We start from the raw sequence: 20,128 nt of genomic DNA, 5'->3' as shown, positions 1-20,128 counted from the left end.
CGACAGGCTGTCTACGGAAGTCGTCCGGGAAGGCTGGCAGGCTCTCCCCCGCTATGACGGGCCGCACCCGCTTCTGCGAGTGTTCGATCCGGCCGTGCCCCATTTCGGGGAAAGCATCAGCCTCGTCCGGGAATCGGCGTCCCGCACGTGGTGGTACCGGTCGAGTACGGGCGAGAACCTCGCTCCCTACGACCGGCCGGGGCTCGCCGCCGCGAGGATCACGCGCATCCTCATCCCGTTCGTCACGGCCGTGCTCGCCGCCCGGACGCACCAGAAGTCGGCGATCGACGTGACGTGCCCGGACATCCCGAGCGCGCCGGACCCGGCCCACGCGGTCACCATCGCCAGACTGCAGGAGCGCTTCGCGGGCGTCATCTGCTGGTGGGGCGCCTCTACCAAGGAGTGGTGGGCGCTGATCCCCGGCGGGACGCAGTGGCAGATCGTCAACGCGCCCGACCCTGACGACCTCGTCCAGGCCGTCCTCAAGGCGCGTCCGAACCGCTGACGCGCATGGTCATCCGAGGGCCGGGGGTGGGCGTCCCAGGGTGGTGGCCAGGTGGGCGAGCATGGCGAGGAACGTCGCCGTCCAGACGGCGAGGTACCGTAAGCCCCGGTCACCTGGGAGGGATCACCGCTACCGGGGAGCGCGCGTGGTGGATGATTCCGTGGTTGGTGGAGCCGAGGCGGGGGGCGTTCCAGCGGCGGGCGTGCGCGCCTGCCACGAGCAGGCGGGCGGTGCGCGAGGCGTTCGACAGCGCGCTCACCGGATGTTTCAGGACGATCTCCTCGACGACCTCGACCTGCGGGTGCCGGGACCGCGCCGGCGCGTACGCGGCGACGACCTGGTCCCGCAGATCCTCCCCGACCGCCTCTTCCTCGGCCGTGTAGCCGGCGTCGACGAGCGTCGGGGACAGCTGCCACGCGTGCACCACCCGCAGCCGCGCGCCGTAGAGCGCGGCGGCCTCGAAGGCGTAGTCGAGCACGGCGGCCGTCTCCTGCGGCAGGTCGATCCCCACGACGACGTCGTGGCGCGCCCCCGCCTCCGACCGGACGATCACGAGCGGGATGGTGGCACGCGCGGCCATCCGCAGGCTGGTGGACCCCAGGAGCAGGCTGGCGAATCCGCCCCGGCCCCGGCTGCCCATCACCAGCTGGAACGCCCCCTCCGACTGCTCGCCCAGGGCGTTCGCCGTGTCCATGTCGACCAGGGCGGTCGTCGTCTCAAGGTCCGGCCAGCGTGCGTGGACGCGCTCGCGAGTCGCCTCCAGCACCGCTTCCCCGGCGCGGGTCACGCGCTCGGCCTTCTCGCCCGGCGCGAGCCGCGGCGCCTTGTAGGGCCAGCTCTTGACGGCGTGGACGATGTGCAGAGGGCGGCGGCGCATGACGGCTTCGGCGGCGGCCCAGTCCACGGCACCGTCCGACTCACCGGACCCGTCGGTGCCGACGACGATCGGTTCGGGCATCGGGGTTCTCCTCTTTGTGGGTCCTATTGCGAACCTCCCCCGAGCGGGCGGATCTCATGCGGCTGACGTGGTCTGGGGAAAGAAGGTCCGGCGATGGGCGCGCGGGCGTGGGAGCCTGTAGGCGTGACCTCGGAGGCAGGGACGGCCGGTGACCGGCGGGCCAAGGGCAGGCCGCGCGCGACCTCGCCGGCCGCGCTGGAGCGGCTGGCCTTCGAGCTGTTCGCCCGGCAGGGATTCGACGAGACGACGGTGGACGACATCGCGGCGGCGGCGGGGATCGCGCGGCGGACGTTCTTCCGCTACTTCTCGTCCAAGAACGACCTGGTGTGGGGCGATTTCGAGGGTCAGCTGCGGAGGCTGCGCGGACTGCTGGACGGCACCGACCCGCGCACGCCGATGATGGACGCGGTGCGTCGCGCCGTGGTCGAGTTCAACCGGTTCGACCCGCAGGAGGTGCCCTGGCACCGGCAGCGCATGGAGCTCATCCTGGGCGTGCCGACGCTCCAGGCGGACGCCACCCTGCGGTACGCGTCGTGGCGGGCGGTCATCGCCGAGTTCGTGGCGGGGCGCACGGGTGTCCCGGCTTCGGCGGCGGTCCCCCGGCTCGCCGGTCATCTCGTGCTCGCCGCCGCGGTCTCCGCCTACGAGCATTGGCTGGCGTGCGAGGGGCGGGCGGCGCTGGACGACCTGCTGGACGAGGCGATCCGCCACCTGAGCGCCGGTCTGGCGTCGGTGCCGGGCGACACGGCGTCCTGAGTCAGCGCCGCTTCCTGAGTCAGCGCGGCTCCTGGCGGATGGCGTGGGCGATGACCTCGCCAATGAGGACCGCGGTGGCGGCCGGGCCGCGCAGCGGCGCCGCCGGGAGGATGGACGTGTCCGCCACGCGGAGCCCCTCCAGGCCGTGCACCCTGCCGTGGCCGTCGACGGCCGGGCCCATCGGCACGGTGCCGCAGGTGTGCTGGGACGTGCCGAGCCGGGAGCGTATCCACCGGTCCAGCTCGCGGTCGTCGTCCAGCGTCCCGGCGGTGGGCCCGGTCAGGCCCCCGGACACCTCGCCGAAGGCCGCGGTGGCCACGATGGCCGCCGCCGCCCGCACGGCCTCGCGCATCCCGCGCCGGTCGGCGCCGGTCTCCAGGTAGCGGTACTCGACGCGCGGCGGGACGGCGGGATCCGCCGACACCGTCCGCAGGTCGCCGCCGGTGCGCGGGGTGAGCGCCGACACCAGGAAGGGCAGGGGCTCGCCGGGCACCGCGGCCGTCCCGCCGACCAGCCCGATGACGGGCACGAGGGACTGGAGGATCTCCAGGTCGCCGGCCTCGGCGCCTCCGGAGGACGGCAGGTGCAGGGCGCCGCCGAGCCAGGAGCCGGACGGCTCGGGCAACGGCCGCCGGGGCGTCCATTCCACGGCCACCTGGGGGTGGTCGCTGAGCGTGGCGCCCACGGCGGGGAGGTCGTGCATGACCGGGATGCCTGCGCGGGCGAGGTCCGCGGCGGGGCCGATGCCCGACAGGTGCAACAGGTGCGGTGAGGCCAGGGCGCCCGCGCACAGGACGGTCTCGTCCGCCTCCAGCACCGTCCGCCGCCCGCCGCGATAGGCCACGACGCCCGCCGCCCGGCCGCGGCCGACGATCACCGACCGGACCTCGCAGCCCCCCAGCGCGGTGAGGTTGGGACGGCCCGCCGCGGCGCCGAGCAGGTAGGCGAGCCCGGTGTTGACGCGGCGGCCGTCCACCGCATTCGACGGCACCGGGCCGAAGCCGGGCGTGTCCTGGGCGTTCTTGTCGGGGTCGTCCGGATGCCCGAGTTCACGGGCGGCGGCCTGGAAGGCCGCGGCGGCGGGATGCCGGAGGCCGGTGCGGCGGACGGGGACCGGGCCGCCGCCACCGTGCAGCGGCGTGGCCCCGTGGTCGAGGTCGGTCTCCAGCGCGCGCATGAGGGGCAGCACCCGGTCGTAGGACCAGAGGTCGTCGCCGGCCGACGCCGCCCAGCGGTCGAAGTCCGCGCGCCGCGCCCGGACGAAGTACCCGCCGTTGACGGTGGTCGACCCGCCGAGGAAGCGCCCCCGGGCCGCCAGGTAGGCCAGGCCGGGCGTCAGCTCGACCGGGATCGTCCGGACCGCCCGGTCCCCGGGCCGGGCGCCCGGGACGAGCCGGGCGTCCAAGAGGTCCGCCGGGAACTCCCGCAGAGCGCGCGGGACCGGCCCCGCCTCCACGACCAGGACATCGCGGCCGGGGTCCTCGCTGAGCCTCGCCGCCAGGGCGGCACCGCTGCCGCCCGCCCCGACGACGAGGACGTCCGCGCGCCGGATCATGATCGGACCCTATCTTTTGGCACTCGATGCATTTAGTATCCCTGCCAAGCCAGCCGAAGGAGGCCCCATGGACGCCGACGCTCCGGAGAACCAGGTGACGGACCAGGCCGAGGACGCGGCCGAGGAGTTCGACGCCGCCGAGTCCCTGATCGAGGAGGTATCGATCGACGGCATGTGCGGCGTCTACTGAGGGACGGCACGTCAGATATGTCAGGCATCGACCTCGACCGCGCCTGGGACCTGCACCCGCAGGTCTCGGTGCGGCCCGAACCGTTCGGCGCGCTCCTCTACCACTTCGGCACGCGCAAGCTGTCCTTCCTCAAGGACCGCCGCCTCCTGGACGTCGTGCGCTCGCTCGGGGACGCGCCCACGGCCCGGGACGCCTGCGCTGCGGCCGGGGTGCCCGCATCCGACCTGGCCAGGTACGGCGCGGCGCTCGGCGCGCTCGTCCGGTCCTCGATGCTCGTCGAAAGGACCACATGACCACCACGGGCACCTCCACCACGGGCACTCGGCTGGTCGACCTGTTCGAGCACGGGCTCGACGCGCCGATCTGCCTGACCTGGGAACTCACCTACGCCTGCAACCTGTCCTGCGCGCACTGCCTGTCCAGCTCCGGACGCCGCGACCCGCGCGAGCTGAGCACCGCCGAGGCCAAGGCCGTCATCGACGAACTGGAGGCCATGCAGGTCTTCTACGTCAACATCGGCGGCGGTGAGCCGACCGTCCGCCCCGACTTCTGGGAGCTGCTCGACTACGCCACCGCGCACCACGTCGGCGTGAAGTTCTCCACGAACGGCGTCCGGATCACCCCGGAGGCCGCGCGCCGGCTCGCGGCCAACGACTACGTGGACGTGCAGATCTCGCTGGACGGCGCGACCCCCGAGGTCAACGACGCCGTGCGCGGCCCCGGCTCCTACGACACCGCCGTCCGCGCGATGCGCAACCTCGCGGACGCCGGCATGAAGGACTTCAAGCTCTCGGTCGTGTGCACCCGGCACAACATCCCGCAGATGGACGCGTTCAAGGCGCTCGCCGACGAGTACGGCGCCCAGCTGCGGCTGACCCGGCTGCGCCCCTCCGGCCGCGGCGCCGACGTGTGGGACGAGCTGCACCCCACCAGCGGGCAGCAGCGCGAACTGTACGACTGGCTGGTCGCGCACGGCGACAGCGTCCTGACCGGCGACTCCTTCTTCCACCTGTCGGCCTTCGGGGAGCCGCTGCCGGGGCTGAACCTGTGCGGCGCCGGACGGGTGGTGTGCCTCATCGACCCGGTCGGCGACGTGTACGCCTGCCCCTTCGCGATCCACGAGGAGTTCCTGGCGGGCAACACCCGGGAGCCGGGCGGCTTCACCCGCGTGTGGCGCGAGTCCGAGCTGTTCCGCGACCTGCGGCAGCCGCAGAGCGGGGGCGCGTGCAGCTCGTGCGCCTTCTACGACACGTGCAAGGGCGGCTGCATGGCCGCCAAGTTCTTCACCGGGCTGCCGCTGGACGGCCCCGACCCCGAGTGCGTCCAGGGGTACGGGGAGAAGCTGCTGGCCGGCCGTCCCGAGGACCGGTCGGGCATCCCGAAGCCGTCCGCCGACCACTCGCACCGCACCGCACCGGCCCGCCGGCGGCCGCCGGTCCCGGTGACGCTGATGAGCCGACCCCCCGAACGCCCCCCGGTGAGCGCCTGCGAGGAGAACCCCCTAGCCGGCCTCCGCATCACCTGACACCGGCCCGCGCGACCGCCCATCCCAGGAGACGACACGACATGTTCAGGAACCCGTGGTTCGAGACCGTGGCCGAGGCGCAGCGCCGGGCCAAGCGGCGGCTGCCGTACATGGTCTACGGGGCGCTGGTCGCGGGCTCGGAGCGCGGCCGGACGGTCGGCGACAACATCAAGGCGTTCGGCGAACTCGGCTTCGCCCCGCACGTCGCCGGCCACAAGGCGGACCGCGATCTGTCCACCACGGTGATGGGCGTGGAGTCGTCGTTCCCCGTGGTCATCTCCCCCACCGGCGTGCAGGCCGTCCACCCCGACGGTGAGGTGGCGGTCGCGCGGGCCGCCGCCAACCGGGGCGTCATCATGGGCCTCAGCTCGTTCGCGAGCAAACCCGTGGAGGAGGTCGCGGAAGCCAACCCGAACGTCTTCTTCCAGATGTACTGGAGCGGCGACCGCGACGCGATGCTGCGGCGGATGGAACGCGCGAAGGACGCCGGCGCCAAGGCGCTGATCGCCACGCTCGACTGGTCGTTCTCCCACGGCCGCGACTGGGGCAGCCCGTCGATCCCGGAGAAGATCGACCTCAAGACCATGGCGAAGCTCTCGCCGGGCGTCGTGTCCCACCCCGGCTGGCTGTGGCGGTTCGCCAGGACGAAACGGCTGCCCGACCTGACCACACCCAACCTCACGCCGCCGGAAGGACCCGCCCCCACCTTCTTCGGCGCCTACGGCGAGTGGATGCAGACGCCCCCGCCGACCTGGGAGGACGTGGCGTGGATGCGCAAGGAATGGGGCGGACCGTTCATGCTCAAGGGCGTCACCCGCGTGGACGACGCCAAGAAGGCCGTCGACGCCGGGGTCACGGCCCTTTCGGTGTCCAACCACGGCGGCAACAACCTGGACACCACGCCCGCCACCATCCGCGTGCTGCCGTCCATCGCGGACGCGGTCGGCGACCAGATCGAGGTCCTGCTGGACGGAGGCGTGCGGCGCGGCGGCGACGTCGCCAAGGCGCTCGCGCTGGGCGCGCGGGCCGTGCTCATCGGCCGCGCCTACCTGTGGGGCCTGGCCGCGAACGGGCAGGCCGGGGTGGAGAACGTGCTGGACATCATGCGCAGCGGGCTCGACTCGGCGGTCCTCGGGCTCGGGCACTCCAGCGTCCACGACCTGTCGGCGGACGACCTCTACGTCCCGCCGGACTTCCGCCTGACGCTGGGCGGCGGGACCGAGGGCTGACATGGCGGGTGCCGGGGGCGGTGCTCTGGCTGGGGCGGCCTGGCCGGAGGTGCGGGCGGCGCCGCTGGTCCTGGTGCCGGTCGGGTCGACGGAGCAGCACGGGCCGCACCTGCCGCTGTCCACCGACACGGTGATCGCCCAGGCCGTCGCCGAGCGCGCGGCCGGCGCCCTGCGCACGGAGACCGCCGGGCAGGTGTTCGTCGCACCGGCGATCCCCTTCGGCGCCAGCGGCGAGCACGCCGGGTTCCCCGGAACGGTCTCGATCGGGCACGAGGCGCTGCACGCCGTGATCGTGGAGACCGTGCGCTCGCTCGCCCTGTGGGCCGGGCGCGCCGTTCTCGTCAACGGGCACGGCGGCAACGTTCCCGCACTCGGCGCCGCCGTGGGCCGCTTGCGCCGCGAAGGGCACGACGTCGCCTGGGCGGGCTGCGATCCGCCCGGCGGGGACGCGCACGCGGGGCTCACCGAGACCTCCGCGATGCTGTACCTGGCGCCGGATCTCGTGCGGCCGTTCGGCGCCGTCACCGGCGAGACGCGCCCGCTCGCCGCGATCATGCCCGAGCTCGTCGCGCGGGGCGTCCGCGCCGTCTCCCCGTCCGGCGTGCTCGGCGACCCGGCGGGGGCCTCCGCCGAACGCGGCCGGGAGATCGTGGAGTCCATGGCGGCATCGGTCGCGCTCCGGATCGGCGGAGGGCGGGCGGACGGCCGGGGCCGCCTGCTCGATCCCGGCGTACCGTCCCGCGGGTCCCGCCCGTGAGGCTTCCCGCCGGTTTCGCGGTCGCGCTGGACCGGGAGACGTCCTTCTGGTCGGGCGGGACGGTCGCCACCGGCGGCTCGCCGTGGAAGGTGGTGCGTCTCGCCGAGGCCGCCCGCCCGCACCTGGCGGCGCTGCGCCGGGCGGGGCCGGGGGGCCTGGCGGACTCCTCGCCCGTCGGGCGGGCGCTGGCGCGCCGGCTCCTGGACCTCGGGATGGCCCACCCGGTCCCGGCGCCGCGCCCCGGGCCGCACGACGTGACCGTCGTGATCCCGGCCTTCGGGCGGGCCGGTGAGCTGGAGCGGTGCCTCGCGGCCGTCGCGGGCGTGCCGGTGATCGTCGTGGACGACGGGTCACCGGACCCCGAGCCGCTGCGCAAGGCGGCGGAGGCGCACGGGGCACGGCTGGTCCGGCAGCCCCGCAACCGGGGTCCCGCCGCGGCGCGCAACACCGGTCTGCGGCTCGCCGGGACCCCGTTCGTCGCGTTCGTGGACTCCGACTGCCGTCCGGGCGCCGGCTGGCTGGACGTCCTGCTCCCCCACTTCGACGATCCCCGTGTCGCCGCCGTCGCCCCCCGGGTGGTCCCGGACGGCGACGGGGGCCCGGCCCTGCTGGCCCGCTACGAGGCCGCCCGGTCCGCTCTGGACATGGGCGTCCGGCCCGCGCTCGTCCGCCCGGGAGGCAGGCTCGGGTTCGTGCCCACCGCGACGCTGCTGGTGCGCGTGGCGGCGGTCGAGGGCGACGCCTTCGACGAGGACCTGCGGCTGGGCGAGGACGTCGACTTCGTCTGGCGGCTGGGCGACCTCGGCTGGAACGTCCGCTACGAGCCCGCCGCCCAGGTCACCCACACCGGACGGCTGCGCCCGGCGGACTGGGCGCGGCGGCGCCACGAGTACGGCACCTCCGCCCCCGACCTGGCGCGGCGCCACTCCGGCCGGCTGGCACCCGCCCGGCCGTCGATGTGGAACCTCGCCGTCCTCGGCCTGCTGGCAGGGGGCCGCCCGGGCGCGGCCGGTGTGTGCGCGGGCGTCTCGGCGGCGCTGCTGGCCAGGCGCCTATCGCGGCTGCCCGCCGACTGGAGCCTGGCCGTCGCCCTCGTCGGCAAGGGGGTCGTCGCCGACGCCGCCGGTCTCGGACACGCGCTGCGCCGCGAATGGTGGCCCCTCGGCATGCTCACCCTGGCCGCATGCCCGCGCAGCCGCCTCGCCCGCGCGGCCGCGACGGCGATGCTCGCCCCGATCGCGCTGGAATGGCTGCGGCAGCGGCCGTCCGTCGACCCCGTCCGGTACACGGTCCTGCGGCTCGCCGAGGACGCCGCCTACGGGTCCGGGGTCACGGCGGCGTCGGCCCGTGCGCGCTCGGCGGCTCCCCTGCGCCCGGACGTGCGACTCCCGGCGGCGTTCCGCCGCACGGCGCGGGATCACTCCCCGTCGTAGACGAGCAGCCCGTCGTCCCGCAGCCGCGCCCCGGACGTGGGCGGGTGCTCGGTGAGGCGGCCGTCATGGGCGAGGTGCAGGACGGGCCGCCCCCGCGCCAGCACCGCGAAGTCGGCGATGAGCCTGCGGTGGCAGCGCCACCACACCGACTCGCTGCACATGACGGCCGTGCGTGCCTCGCCGGCCCCGCGCAGCAGCTCGTCCATGGCGGCCACGAAGTCGGGGCTACGGGTGTGCCCGGCGTATCCGCGAAAGGAATCGTTGCGCCAGAAGGAGTCGGGCGAGTCCGGCGCGGCCTTGCGGAAGCCGCCCAGCCGCCGCTCCCACCGGTACTCGATCCCTTCGGCGGGCAGCCACTCCTCCAGGGCGCCGCGGTCCACGTCCGGATTGCGGCGGCTTCCCGGTGCGGTCCGCACGTCCACCACGGCCGACACCCCGGCACGGCGCACCAGCCGGGCGAGGTCCTCCCGCCCGGCGGTGCCGTGCCCGTACGTCAGCAGCGCCTCCACACCGTGCCCCCTACCCACATCGGGGGGTCACCGTCGTCAGCGCAGGGTGAGGTCCCGGCGGCGGAAGGCCGCGAGGCCGACCGCGGCGAGGGCGGCGGCGATCGCCGTGAGGACCAGTACCGGCGGCCAGCTCATCTGAGCGCCCGGAAGCTGCGGCACATGCCCGAACGGGGACAGGTCGTTCATCCAGCCCGGGAACTGCAGCAGGCCGCCGAACGTGGTGACGATCACGGCGTACACCACCACCGCCCACGCCAGCCCCATGGCCCTGGGCGCCAGCCCGTACAACGCGACCACGACGCCTGCCGCGACCCACACGGCGGGCACGTACGCCAGGGCGGCGGCCGGCATCATATACAGCAGCTCCGCGTCACCGACCGAGAAGGCGGCGGCGATCCCCGCGCCGAGCCCGCTGAGCAGCAGGACGGCGACGCTGCCGGCGAGTGCGACGGCCAGGTGGCCGGCGAGCCAGCGTGTCCGGGACACCGCGGCGGCCAGCACCGGCTCGGCCCGTCCCCCGGTCTCCTCGCCGCGCGGCCTCTGGAGCGCCAGGATCGCGTAGATCCCGCAGATGGCCGCGAGCATGGACATGATCACGCCGAGGAACTGGTCGGTCAGATCGGCGCCCGGGAGGGTCTGCACCCATTCCCGCATCGTCTCGTTGTCGCCGATGGCGTCCTGCACGTCGCCGGCGAACGCCCCGTACACGAGGCCGAGCGCGGCCATCGACACGCTCCACCACAGCAGGGCCGCGCGCTGCAGCCGCAGCGCGGACCCGAGCGGCGTGCCCAGGAACGGTGAGGCGGTGCGGGGCCCGGGACGCGGCGGCATCAGCCCGGCGCCGACGTCGCGCCGCGTGATCAGCGAGAACGCCACGGCGACCAGTGCGGCGGCCAGCACCAGTGCCAGGGCCAGCGGCCACCACCGGTCGTCGACGTAGACCCTGGTGGCCTGCGCCCATCCGATCGGCGAGAGCCACGCCAGCGCGCCGTTGCCCATGTCGCCGACCGCCCGCAGCGCGTAGGCGACGCCGATCGCCGCGCCCGCCATGCCGGCGGCGCCGCGGCCGTACTCGGTCAGCTGCGCGGTGACGGCCGCGACGGCGGTGAAGAACAGCCCCACCGCGGTCAGCGAGGCGCCGAACAGCAGCGAGCCCGGCCATGTCACGGTCTCGATGCCGCTGCCGCCCAGGGCGAGCGTCATGAACGCGCCCAGCGCGACGTTGGCGCCGCCCACCACGATCAGCGCGGCGGTGATGGGGGCGTGCCGCCCGACCACGCTCGCCCGGACCAGCTCGGCGCGGCCCGCCTCCTCCTCCGTCCTGGTGTGCCGGTTGAACAGCAGCACGCTCATCAGCGCGACGAAGATCGCGACGAACCCGAGAACCTCGTTGGCCAGCATCGCGCCGTAGGTGTAGTCGTCCAGGCCGTATCCGGGGCCGCTGAAGGCGATGCCCGTCGGGCTGTCCACCAGCGCGGCGCGGGACTGCCGCCCCTCCGCCGTCCCGTAGGTGCTCTTCAGGTTGGACGCCGTCATCAGCGTGGTCAGGGTGATACCGAGGATCCACACCGGGATGCGGATCCTGTCCCGGCGCAGCATGAACCCGGCCATCGTGCCGGTGCCGGTCAGCGTGCCGTCGCGACCGGACGGGCCCGCCGCGGGCGGGGCCTCGGTGACGGCGGCCATCACCGCTCCCTCCCGTCGCGCGTGGACGCGCCGTCCGCCGCCGGCTCGACGGGCACGCCGTTCTCGGCCAGTTCCTCGCCGTAGTGCCGCAGGAACAGCTGCTCCAGCGTGGGCGGCTGGCTGACCAGGCTGCGGATGTCGAACTCCGCCAGCCGCTGGACGACCGCGCCCACGTGCTCGCCGTCGACGTCGAACCGCACACGGCCGTCCTCGGCTCGCACGTTGTGGACTCCGGTCAGCTCGCTCAGGCCGGTGGCCGGCCGTCCGGTCTCCGCCTCGATCGTCGTGCGGGTCAGGTGCCGCATCCGGCCGAGCTCGCCGCTCTCGACGACCTTGCCCAGCCGGATGATGCTCACCCGGTCGCACAGCTTCTCGACCTGGGCGAGGATGTGGCTGGACAGCAGCACCGTCCGCCCGGCCGCCTTCGCCTCGACGATGCACTCCTGGAAGACCGCCTCCATCAGCGGGTCCAGGCCCGCGGTCGGCTCGTCCAGGATCAGCAGCTCGGTGTCGGAGGCCAGCGCGGCCACGAGCGCGACCTTCTGCCGGTTGCCCTTGGAGTAGGTCCGCCCCTTCTTGGAGGTGTCCAGGTCGAACCGGTCGCACAGGTCGTCGCGGCGCGCCCGGTCGAGCCCGCCGCGCAGCCGGGACAGCATGTCGATGGCCTGCCCGCCGGTGAGGTTGGGCCACAGGTCGACGTCGCCGGGCACGTAGGCGATGCGGCGGTGCAGCCGCACCGCGTCCTTCCAGGGGTCGCCGCCCAGGAGCCGGGCCGTGCCCGCGTCGGCCCGCAGCAGGCCCAGCAGGATCCTGATGGTGGTGGACTTGCCGGCTCCGTTCGGGCCGAGGAAACCGTGCACCTCGCCGGTGCGGACGCGCAGGTCGAGGCCGTCCAGCGCGCGGGTCCGCCCGAAGGTCTTGACCAGGCCGGACACGTCGATGGGGTAGGTGGTTCGTTCGGACATGGGCACGCCTAATGGGATGTGAAGGGACGGGAGCACCCGCCCGCCCCGGTGCACGACGGCACGGGGACGGGCGGATCTGAAGGTGAGCGGAACCACCGCGGCCTGGCTGCGAGCCGCCATGGCCGGGGCGTCCGTACGAGCGCCGCGAGGCACCGCGGAACGCTCCGCCGGGAGTCCGGCGTGCGGGTTCCGCGGGCCGCAGGAGATCAGGCGGGCGGGTCGGAGTCGGCCTTGCGCGCGGCGGCGTGCGTGGTCGGAATGCGCATGTCCCGGTCGGGCACGGCGCCTCCCTCGTCGGTCACGCCCACAGCGTGCAATACAAACGTCCAGTGCGCAAGAAGGGACGTGAGGCGCCGATCACAGGGGGCTCATGTGGTCATCCGGTCGCGGGGGCCGTTAGTGTGGTCCCCCGGTGTGCCGGGAAGCCTGGTCGGCGAGTCCTGACTCGACCGTCTCCCGGAGTGCGCCGATGACCCTTCCGCCCGCCCGACGCGGCATGGCGCTCAAGCTGCCACCCGTGCTTGCGGCATTCTGGCTGATCGTGTCCGGACACTACACGCCGCTGCTGCTGATGCTGGGTGCGCTGGCGGTGTTCCTCACCGTCGTGGTCGTCACGCGCATGGCGGTCGCGGACGAGGAGGGCCTCCCCCTCCGGATCCTGCCGCGCCTGCCCTGGTACCTGCTGTGGCTGTGCTGGCAGATCCTGCTCTCGGCGCTCGCGGTCCTGCGTCTGGTCTGGTCGCCGCGCAGGCCGCGCCCGGTGGTCGCCGCGGTGCCGGCCGGCGAGCTGCCCGACCTGTCGAAGGTCATCTACGCCAACTCGATCACGCTGACGCCGGGTACCCTCTCGGTCTCCTTCCGCGACGAGGACATCGAGGTCCACGCCATCCAGCAGGCGGGCATCACCGGCCTCGAAAGCGGCGCGATGCTGGACCGGGTGAAAGGGCTGGAGGGGCGCTGATGCTCGTCGCGGCCGTCGTCGCACTCCTCGTCGCCATGGCGCTGGCTCTCGTCAGAGCGTTCCTGGGGCCCAGGCTCTACAACCGGATCCTGGCGATCAACGTGTTCGGCACCAAGACCGTCCTCTTCATGGCGGTGCTCGGGACCATGTCGGGCCGGTCGTACATCCTCGATATCGCGCTGATCTACGCGCTCGTCAACTTCGTCAGCACCATCGCCGTGCTGCGGCTGACCCACCTCGACGAACTGCTGCCCGACGGCGGCGGGCGGAAGGCCACGTGAACGCCTCCCTGCTCATCGACATCGTCGGCGGCGCGCTGGTGCTGGCGGGCTGCGTGCTCGTCGTCTCGGGGGGCGCCGGCCTGCTGCGGTTCCAGGACTTCTACACGCGGACGCACGCCGGCAGCCTCACCGACGCGGGCGGTGCGGGCCTGCTGCTTCTGGGCCTGCTTCCACAGGTGGAGAGCTGGGAGAGCGCCGTCCGCCTGGTGCTGATCCTGCTGTTCCTGATGCTGACGTCCCCGACCGCCGCGCACGCGCTCGCCCAGGCGGCGCGCCGGGACGGCGAGCGGCTCCCGTCGGCGGACGGGGACCGCTGATGTCCCTGCTCGTGCTGATGAACGTCTCGCTGTTCGCCCTGCTCGTGGCGACCGCGCTCGCGATCACCCGGCTGCGCGCGCTCTACGAGGCGACGATGCTGACCGCGCTGGCCGGGCTCCTGTCGGCGAGCCTCTTCGTCTCCCTGGACGCGCTGGACGTGGCGATCACGGAGGCCGCCGTGGGCACCGGGATCAGCACGGTGCTGTTCCTCAGCGCGCTGGCGCTGACCCGCTCCCGGGAGACCGTCACACCGCGCCGCAAGCGCTGGTCGGGCGGGGCGGTGGCCCTCCTGCTGGGTGCCGTGCTGGTGTACGCGAGCCAGGACCTGCCGTCGTTCGGCGAACCTGACACGCCCGTACAGACCCACCCGGTGACCGAGACCTATCTCCAGGACTCGCAGGAGGAGATCGGTGTCCCGAACACGGTCGCGGCCGTCCTGGCGAGCTATCGCGGCTATGACACGCTGGGCGAACTCGTCGTCATCTTCACCGCGGGAGTCACCGTGCCGCTCCTGCTGATGCGGACGCGGCGGCGCGGCGAGCAGGACGGCGAGGACGACCCGGACGCCGAGAACGACCCGGACGCCGAGAACGACCCGGACGCCGAGAACGACCCGGACGCCGAGAACGACCAGGGCGAGCGCGCCAAGGCGCGGGCGGCGGTGATCAGCGAGTACCGCGTCCTGCGGGTGTGCAGCAAGATACTGATGCCCTTCATTCTCATATTCGCCTTCTACGTCCTCTTCCATGGCGACTACGGGCCGGGCGGAGGCTTCCAGGCGGGCGTGATCTTCGCGGCGGGCTTCGTGCTCTACGGGCTGGTGTTCGGCATCGCGGAGGTCGAACGCGTCCTGCCGTGGCCGGTGATGCTCGGCCTGGTACCGGTCGGGGTCCTGCTCTACGGCGGTCTCGGCGTGGTGAACATGGCCCTGGGCGGCTCGTTCCTCGACTACGGCACGCTGGTGCCCGGCCATCCCGAGGAGGGCCAGCACTACGGCATCCTGATCATCGAGACCGGGGTGGGGATAACGGTGGCGGCCGTCCTGATCGCCGTCTTCTACAGCTTCGCCGCCCGCGGAGCGCGCCGATGATCGGCAGCCACTACATCTACTGGCTCGCCTTCGTGATGATGGTGATCGGCCTGTACACGGTGATCAGCCACGGCAACCTGGTGAAGAAGCTGATCGGCCTGAACCTGTTCCAGATCGGCGTCTTCATGTTCTACATCTCCCTCGGCAAGGTCGAGGGGGGCCGGGCGCCGATCATCGAGGAGGGCGCCGAGACCTACACCCACCCGCTGCCGCACGTGCTGATCCTGACCGCGATCGTCGTCGGCGTCGCCACCACGTCGCTGGGGCTCGCGCTCGCGGTGCGCATCTACGAGGCGTACGGCACTATCGAGGAGACCGAGGTCATCGAGCGCGACAAGGCCGACGAGCGGGACGTGCTCGACGAGCGGGACAGGGCCGGCGAAGGGCCCGCCTCGTGACGGCCCAGCTCCCTGCGCTGCAGGTCGTGATCCCGCTGCTGTGCGCTCCGCTGTGCGTGCTGCTGCGCTCCCGGACGGTCGCCTGGCTGCTGTTCCTGACCGCCTCGGCGGCGTCGCTGGCCTGCGCGTCGGTGATGGCCTGGCACGTCGCGGGCGGCACGGTGTTCCGCTACGCCATGGGCGGGTGGGAGCCGCCGGCGGGCATCGCCTACGTGATCGACAAGGCGAACGTCCCGGTGCTGCTGCTGGTGTCGGCGATCGGGCTGGCCGTCGCCGTCTACGGCCGGCGCAGCATCCCGGCGGAGATCGAGGCGTCCAGGGTTCCGCTGTTCTACTCCTGCCTCTGCCTGAACCTGACCGGCCTGCTCGGCATCGCGGCCACCGGTGACGCCTTCAACGCCTTCGTCTTCCTGGAGATCACCTCCCTCTCCTCCTACGCGCTGGTCGCCATGGGCCGGCGCAAGCGCGCACTCCTGGCCGCGTTCCAGTACCTGATCGTGGGGACCATCGGCGCCACGTTCCTGCTGATCGGCATCGGGCTCGCCTACGCGGTGACCGGCACGCTCAACATGGCCGACCTGGCGCAGCGGCTGCCGGACATCTACGGCAACCGCGCGCTGGCCGCGGCCGTCGTGTTCGTGTTCGTGGGGCTGGCCATCAAGATGGCGCTGTTCCCCCTGCACGCCTGGCTGCCGGACGCCTACGCGCACGCGCCCTCGGCGGTGGCCGCGTTCCTGTCGGCGACCGGCACCAAAGTGTCGATCTACCTGCTGCTGCGCTTCGCGTTCGGCGTCTTCGGGGCGGCGCTGGTCTTCGACCGGATGCCGATCACCGAGATCGGCCTGGTGCTCGCCTGCGCGGCCATGCTCGTCGCGTCCGCCGTCGCCTGCTTCCAGTCGGACCTCAAGTACCTGCTGGCCTGGTCGAGCATCGCCCAGGTCGGCTACATCGCCGCCGGTCTCAGCCTCGGGACCGCCGGCGGCGTGACCGCCGCGTACCTGCACGTCATCAACCACGCGCTGATCAAGGCGGCGCTGTTCGCGGCGGCGGGCATCATCGTGCTGCGGCTCGGCTCGGCGCGGCTGGCGGCGATGGCCGGGCTCGGCCGGACCATGCCGTGGACGTTCGCCGCGCTCGTGGTCGCCGGGCTCGGGCTGATCGGGGTGCCGCCGACGGCGGGGTTCGTCAGCAAGTGGGTGCTCGCGGAGGCGCTCATCGAGGACGGCCGATGGGCGGTCCTCGCGGTGCTGCTGGTCAGCTCCCTGCTGTCGGTGGTCTACGTGTGGCGCATCATCGAGGCCGGATGGTTCCGCCGGTCCGCCGAGCCCGAGCCGGTGAAGGCCGCGGCGACACCGGTGCCGATGGCGGCGGCGACGTGGGCTCTCGTCGCGCTGTCGCTGGTGTTCGGCCTCGCTCCCGAGTGGCCGATGAGCCTCGCCGAAGGTGCCGCGGGCGTCCTGGTGGGGGGCGGGGAATGACCATCGCGTCCGCGGGCCGGCTGTCGCCGGACGCCGCGCTCGTCCTGCCGGTCGCGGTGCTGGTGCCGCTGCTGGGCGCCCTCGCGGTCGTCGCGCTCCGGCGCCGTCCCGACCTGCGCGAGGCGGCGTCGCTGATCGCGGGCGTCGCGACGGCGGCGCTCGTCCTGTCGCTGTGGCCGGCGGCCGGCGAGGAGCTGAGCTTCCGGCTGTGGGACTGGCTGCCCGGCATCTCGCTGGTGTTCACGCTGGAACCGCTCGGGCTGCTGTTCGCGACCGTCGCCGGGCTGCTGTGGCCGGTGACGACGCTGTACGCGATCGGCTACATGCGCGGCAACCTCCAGCGCAACCAGACCCGATTCTTCGCCTTTTTCGCCCTGGCCATCGCCGCGGCGCTGTGGATCGCGTTCTCCGGCAACCTGCCCACGCTGTTCATCGGGTACGAGATCCTGACGCTGTCGACCTGGCCGCTGGTCATCCACTCCGGCAACGAGCAGGCGAAACGCGGCGGACGCGTCTACCTCGGGCTGCTGCTGACGACCTCGATCGGCCTGCTGCTCCCGGCCCTCGTGTGGACGGCCGTCCTCGCGGGGACCACCGATTTCGTGCCCGGGGGAATCCTGGAGGGCAAGGCCGGGACGGCCACCCTGACCGTGCTGTTCGCGCTCTACCTGTTCGGCATCGGGAAGGCGGCGCTGTTCCCCTTCCACCGCTGGCTGCCCGGAGCCATGGTCGCGCCCACGCCGGTGTCGGCGCTTCTCCACGCGGTGGCGGTGGTCAAGGCGGGCGTCTTCACGGTCCTCAAGGTGTCGGTCTACGTCTTCGGCCTCGACACGCTCGACGTCACCGGGGCCGCGGAGCCGATGATGTGGGTCGCGGCGGTCACGCTGCTGGGCGCCGGCCTGGTCGCGGTCACCCGCGACAACCTCAAGGAACGCCTGGCGTACTCGACGGTCAGCCAGCTCGCCTACATCGTGCTCGCCGCGACGCTGGCCAACGACATCGCCGCCGCGGGCGGCGCGCTGCACATCGCCAACCACGCCGCCGCGAAGATCACCCTCTTCTTCTGCGCGGGGGCCGTCTACACCGCGACGAACCGGACACAGGTCAGCGAGCTCGACGGCCTCGGCCGCACGATGCCGTGGACGTTCGGCGCCTTCCTGGTCGCCTCGGTCTCCATCCTCGGGCTCCCCCCGATGGGCGGCACCTGGAGCAAGCTGCTGCTGCTGCTCGGCGCGGCCGACGCCGGGCAGATGGTGATGCTCGGCGTCCTGCTCGCGGGGTCGCTGCTGTCGCTGGCCTACCTCATGCCGATCCCGGCGCGGGCGTTCTTCCGCCCGCCCACCGGGTCGCCCGGGAACGGCGAGGCGCCGTGGACGCTGGTGCTTCCGCTCGTCCTCACCGCCGTGGCGTGCGCGGCCCTGTTCATCGGAGCCGACGCGGTCATCGCCCCATTCAGCGAGGTCCTGGAGTCACCGTGAAAGACGATCGTCGTTGGCTGGACGAGCCCCGCAACGTGGACCGCGTCGTCCACGGCCTCTACCTCCTGTGCGCGCTGGTGTTCCTCGCCGACCTCCTCTACGCCAAGCACCCGCACTTCGACGTGGAGAACCTCTTCGGCTTCTATGCCGTCTTCGGGTTCGTCGGCAGCGTGACCCTGGTGCTGGTGGCCAAGCAGCTGCGCCGGGTGCTGATGCGCGGCGAGGACTACTACGAGCGGCCGGAGCGGACCGGCGATGACGATTAACCCGGCGCTCCTGCTCATCGCCGGCGCGCTGCCCATCCCGCTGCTGCCCGGCCGGATGCGCGCGGCCTGGACGCTGCTGCTGCCGGTCGCCGCGATGGCGGTCCTGTGGACGCTGCCCGAGGGCGTCCACGGCGGCGTCGAGCTGCTCGGCCTCCAGCTCCGGACGCTGCGGGTGGACGCCCTCGGACGGCTCTTCGCGACGGCCTTCCTCGTCGCGGCGTTCATCTCCATGGTCTACGCCCTGCACCTGCGGGACCGGCTGCAGCAGACCGTGATCGCCATCTACGCCTCGTCCGCGGTCGGCGGGGCGCTCGCCGGCGACCTGATCACGCTCTTCGTCTTCTGGGAGCTCGCCGGGCTGTCCTCGGTCTTCCTGATCTGGGCGCGGGGGACCGAGCGGGCCTACCGCGCGGGCATGCGGTATCTCGCCGCGCAGATCGCCTCGGGGCTGCTGATGCTCGGCGGCGTCGTCCTGCACGTCCGGTCGGGGGGCGGGCTGGATTTCGGCATCCTCGACCCGAGCGAGGCGGGCGGCCTGCTGATCCTGCTCGCCGTCGGGATCAAGTGCGCCTTCCCCGTCCTGCACGCCTGGCTGCAGGACACCTACCCGGAGGGCACGGTCGTCGGCACCGTGGCGCTGTCGGCGTTCACCACCAAGTTCGCCGTCTACGTCCTGGCGCGCGGCTACGCCGGCACCGACGCCCTGGTGTGGGTCGGCGTGGTCATGGCCTGCTTCCCGATCTTCTACGCGGTGATCGAGAACGACCTGCGCCGGGTGCTGGCCTACAGCATGATCAACCAGCTCGGCTTCATGGTCGCCGCGGTCGGGGTCGGCGGCGCGCTCGGCGTCAACGGCGCCGCCGCTCACGCGTTCGCCGACATCCTGTTCAAGGGCCTGCTGTTCATGAGCATGGGCGCTGTCCTGCTGCGCACGGGCACGACCAAGGGCTCGGAACTGGGCGGGCTCTACAAGTCGATGCCGCAGACCATGGTGCTGTGCGTCATCGGGGCCGCGTCCATCTCCGCCTTCCCGCTCTTCTCCGGATTCGCCACCAAGTCGATCATCATGGAGGCCGTCGCGGCGGAGCACCGCACCGTCATCTGGCTGCTGCTCCTGTTCGCCTCGGCCGGGGTCTTCCACCACGCCGGAATCAAGATCCCGTTCTTCGCCTTCTTCGCCCACGACCGCGGATACCGGGTCGCGGAGGCACCGCTCACCATGCGCCTCGCCATGGGCCTGGCCGCCGCCGGGTCGATCACCATCGGAGTCGCGCCGAACCTCCTGTACGGGCTGCTGCCGTACGAGATGGACTACTCGGCCTACACGACCCCGCACGTGATCAACCAGATTCAGCTCCTGCTCCTCGCCTCGCTGGCCTTCACGGTGCTGATGCGAACCGGCCTCTACCCGCCCGAACTGCCCTCGGTGAACCTGGACGCGGACGTCGTCTACCGCCGCCTCCTGCCCCGCGCCTGGGACGCGGGGCTCCAGGGCGCGACGCGCGTACGGGACGGGATCACCAAGCCCCTCCAGCGGCGCGCGGACCGCCTCTCCGCCGCCGCCTCCCGCCCCCTGCGGCCGCGAGGATGGCTGGGAGTCCCCTGGCCGACCGACGTCATGGTCCTCTGGGTCGCCGTGCTCCTGGCCCTCTTCCTCCTGATCTCACTCCTCTGACCCGGGTCGTTCGTAGAAGGCGAACCGGCGGCGGAGGTCGTCCTCGTCCAGGCCGAAGTCGGCGGCGGTGTAGCGGTGGACGCCCTTCGCGTGGCGGGGGCGGGCGGCGTGGTAG

22 protein-coding genes are annotated in these 20,128 nt (G+C 73.0%); 17 read left to right on the top strand and 5 right to left on the bottom strand.

Going from position 1 to position 20,128, the window contains the following annotated elements; translation table 11 throughout:
- Positions 1 to 94: 94 nt before the first annotated feature.
- On the top strand, positions 95 to 505 hold the full coding sequence (locus tag E1281_RS16935) for a hypothetical protein (RefSeq protein ID WP_131879264.1): 411 nt from the start codon (positions 95 to 97) through the stop codon (positions 503 to 505).
- A gap of 109 nt (positions 506 to 614) precedes the next feature.
- On the opposite strand, the gene E1281_RS16930 is transcribed toward E1281_RS16935, so the two are convergent.
- Entirely contained in the window at positions 615 to 1,463 is an 849-nt protein-coding gene (locus tag E1281_RS16930; protein WP_131879262.1) for a universal stress protein, read from the bottom strand.
- 123 nt (positions 1,464 to 1,586) lie between these two features.
- On the opposite strand from E1281_RS16930, the gene mftR reads away from it, so the two are divergent.
- Positions 1,587 to 2,219, top strand: coding sequence for a mycofactocin system transcriptional regulator (mftR, locus tag E1281_RS16925; RefSeq protein WP_243717032.1), 633 nt, complete (start codon positions 1,587 to 1,589; stop codon positions 2,217 to 2,219).
- Between the two features lie 19 nt (positions 2,220 to 2,238).
- On the opposite strand, the gene mftG is transcribed toward mftR, so the two are convergent.
- The gene (mftG, locus tag E1281_RS16920; RefSeq protein ID WP_131879258.1) at positions 2,239 to 3,774 is read right to left on the bottom strand and encodes a mycofactocin system GMC family oxidoreductase MftG; all 1,536 of its coding nucleotides are present in this window, start codon (positions 3,772 to 3,774) and stop codon (positions 2,239 to 2,241) included.
- A 67-nt stretch (positions 3,775 to 3,841) separates the two neighbouring features.
- Here mftG and mftA point away from each other — a divergent pair, with 67 nt between their 5' ends.
- The 6 genes from mftA to mftF are packed head-to-tail and all read left to right on the top strand — an operon-like array spanning position 3,842 to position 8,908.
- Positions 3,842 to 3,964, top strand: coding sequence for a mycofactocin precursor MftA (mftA, locus tag E1281_RS16915; RefSeq protein WP_243717030.1), 123 nt, complete (start codon positions 3,842 to 3,844; stop codon positions 3,962 to 3,964).
- Positions 3,965 to 3,981: 17 nt separating this feature from the next.
- The gene (gene mftB, locus E1281_RS16910) at positions 3,982 to 4,257 is read left to right on the top strand and encodes a mycofactocin biosynthesis chaperone MftB (protein ID WP_131879256.1); all 276 of its coding nucleotides are present in this window, start codon (positions 3,982 to 3,984) and stop codon (positions 4,255 to 4,257) included.
- Entirely contained in the window at positions 4,254 to 5,489 is a 1,236-nt protein-coding gene (gene mftC, locus E1281_RS16905) for a mycofactocin radical SAM maturase (RefSeq protein ID WP_131879254.1), read from the top strand. Before mftB ends, mftC begins: the two co-directional genes overlap by 4 nt.
- A 41-nt stretch (positions 5,490 to 5,530) precedes the next feature.
- A complete protein-coding gene (gene mftD, locus E1281_RS16900) occupies positions 5,531 to 6,718 on the top strand; it encodes a pre-mycofactocin synthase MftD (RefSeq protein WP_131879252.1) in 1,188 nt (395 codons plus the stop codon).
- A gap of 1 nt (position 6,719) precedes the next feature.
- On the top strand, positions 6,720 to 7,475 hold the full coding sequence (gene mftE, locus E1281_RS16895) for a mycofactocin biosynthesis peptidyl-dipeptidase MftE (protein WP_131879250.1): 756 nt from the start codon (positions 6,720 to 6,722) through the stop codon (positions 7,473 to 7,475).
- Positions 7,472 to 8,908, top strand: a complete 1,437-nt coding sequence (gene mftF / locus E1281_RS16890; protein WP_165958966.1) for a mycofactocin biosynthesis glycosyltransferase MftF — start codon at positions 7,472 to 7,474, stop codon at positions 8,906 to 8,908. The genes mftE and mftF overlap by 4 nt, the downstream gene beginning before the upstream one ends.
- Here the strand turns inward: mftF and E1281_RS16885 are convergent.
- Genes E1281_RS16885 through E1281_RS16875 form a run of 3 tightly spaced genes read right to left on the bottom strand, consistent with a single transcriptional unit; the run spans position 8,893 to position 12,068 of the window.
- Positions 8,893 to 9,417, bottom strand: coding sequence for a DUF488 domain-containing protein (locus E1281_RS16885; RefSeq protein ID WP_207943311.1), 525 nt, complete (start codon positions 9,415 to 9,417; stop codon positions 8,893 to 8,895). The two genes, mftF and E1281_RS16885, sit on opposite strands and share 16 nt — an antisense overlap.
- A 36-nt stretch (positions 9,418 to 9,453) precedes the next feature.
- On the bottom strand, positions 9,454 to 11,103 hold the full coding sequence (locus E1281_RS16880) for an ABC transporter permease (RefSeq protein ID WP_131879244.1): 1,650 nt from the start codon (positions 11,101 to 11,103) through the stop codon (positions 9,454 to 9,456).
- Positions 11,103 to 12,068 (bottom strand): ABC transporter ATP-binding protein, encoded by a 966-nt coding sequence (locus E1281_RS16875; protein ID WP_131879242.1) that lies wholly within the window; start codon positions 12,066 to 12,068, stop codon positions 11,103 to 11,105. Before E1281_RS16875 ends, E1281_RS16880 begins: the two co-directional genes overlap by 1 nt.
- Before the next feature lie 469 nt (positions 12,069 to 12,537).
- Here E1281_RS16875 and E1281_RS16870 point away from each other — a divergent pair, with 469 nt between their 5' ends.
- Genes E1281_RS16870 through E1281_RS16830 form a run of 9 tightly spaced genes read left to right on the top strand, consistent with a single transcriptional unit; the run spans position 12,538 to position 20,013 of the window.
- Positions 12,538 to 13,029: a Na+/H+ antiporter subunit E gene (locus E1281_RS16870; protein ID WP_131879240.1), complete on the top strand. Its 492-nt coding sequence runs from the start codon at positions 12,538 to 12,540 to the stop codon at positions 13,027 to 13,029.
- Entirely contained in the window at positions 13,029 to 13,310 is a 282-nt protein-coding gene (locus E1281_RS16865; RefSeq protein WP_131879238.1) for a monovalent cation/H+ antiporter complex subunit F, read from the top strand. The genes E1281_RS16870 and E1281_RS16865 overlap by 1 nt, the downstream gene beginning before the upstream one ends.
- The gene (gene mnhG, locus E1281_RS41245) at positions 13,307 to 13,627 is read left to right on the top strand and encodes a monovalent cation/H(+) antiporter subunit G (RefSeq protein ID WP_131879236.1); all 321 of its coding nucleotides are present in this window, start codon (positions 13,307 to 13,309) and stop codon (positions 13,625 to 13,627) included. The genes E1281_RS16865 and mnhG overlap by 4 nt, the downstream gene beginning before the upstream one ends.
- A complete protein-coding gene (locus tag E1281_RS16855; protein ID WP_207943310.1) occupies positions 13,627 to 14,718 on the top strand; it encodes a DUF4040 domain-containing protein in 1,092 nt (363 codons plus the stop codon). The genes mnhG and E1281_RS16855 overlap by 1 nt, the downstream gene beginning before the upstream one ends.
- Complete coding sequence (locus tag E1281_RS16850) at positions 14,715 to 15,116, top strand: cation:proton antiporter subunit C (RefSeq protein WP_131879234.1); 402 nt, start codon at positions 14,715 to 14,717, stop codon at positions 15,114 to 15,116. Before E1281_RS16855 ends, E1281_RS16850 begins: the two co-directional genes overlap by 4 nt.
- Positions 15,113 to 16,594, top strand: a complete 1,482-nt coding sequence (locus E1281_RS16845) for a monovalent cation/H+ antiporter subunit D family protein (RefSeq protein WP_131879232.1) — start codon at positions 15,113 to 15,115, stop codon at positions 16,592 to 16,594. Before E1281_RS16850 ends, E1281_RS16845 begins: the two co-directional genes overlap by 4 nt.
- Positions 16,591 to 18,072, top strand: a complete 1,482-nt coding sequence (locus E1281_RS16840) for a proton-conducting transporter membrane subunit (RefSeq protein WP_131879230.1) — start codon at positions 16,591 to 16,593, stop codon at positions 18,070 to 18,072. The genes E1281_RS16845 and E1281_RS16840 overlap by 4 nt, the downstream gene beginning before the upstream one ends.
- A complete protein-coding gene (locus tag E1281_RS16835; RefSeq protein ID WP_131879228.1) occupies positions 18,069 to 18,338 on the top strand; it encodes a hypothetical protein in 270 nt (89 codons plus the stop codon). The genes E1281_RS16840 and E1281_RS16835 overlap by 4 nt, the downstream gene beginning before the upstream one ends.
- Positions 18,328 to 20,013 (top strand): Na(+)/H(+) antiporter subunit D, encoded by a 1,686-nt coding sequence (locus tag E1281_RS16830; protein ID WP_131879226.1) that lies wholly within the window; start codon positions 18,328 to 18,330, stop codon positions 20,011 to 20,013. Before E1281_RS16835 ends, E1281_RS16830 begins: the two co-directional genes overlap by 11 nt.
- Positions 20,014 to 20,128 lie beyond the last annotated feature (115 nt).

It is taken from the genome of Actinomadura sp. KC345 (assembly GCF_004348515.1).
In the GTDB taxonomy this organism is placed as follows: Bacteria; Actinomycetota; Actinomycetes; order Streptosporangiales; family Streptosporangiaceae; genus Spirillospora.
Note: the sequence above shows the minus strand (reverse complement) of the source record. Positions and strands in the feature narration are given on the sequence as shown.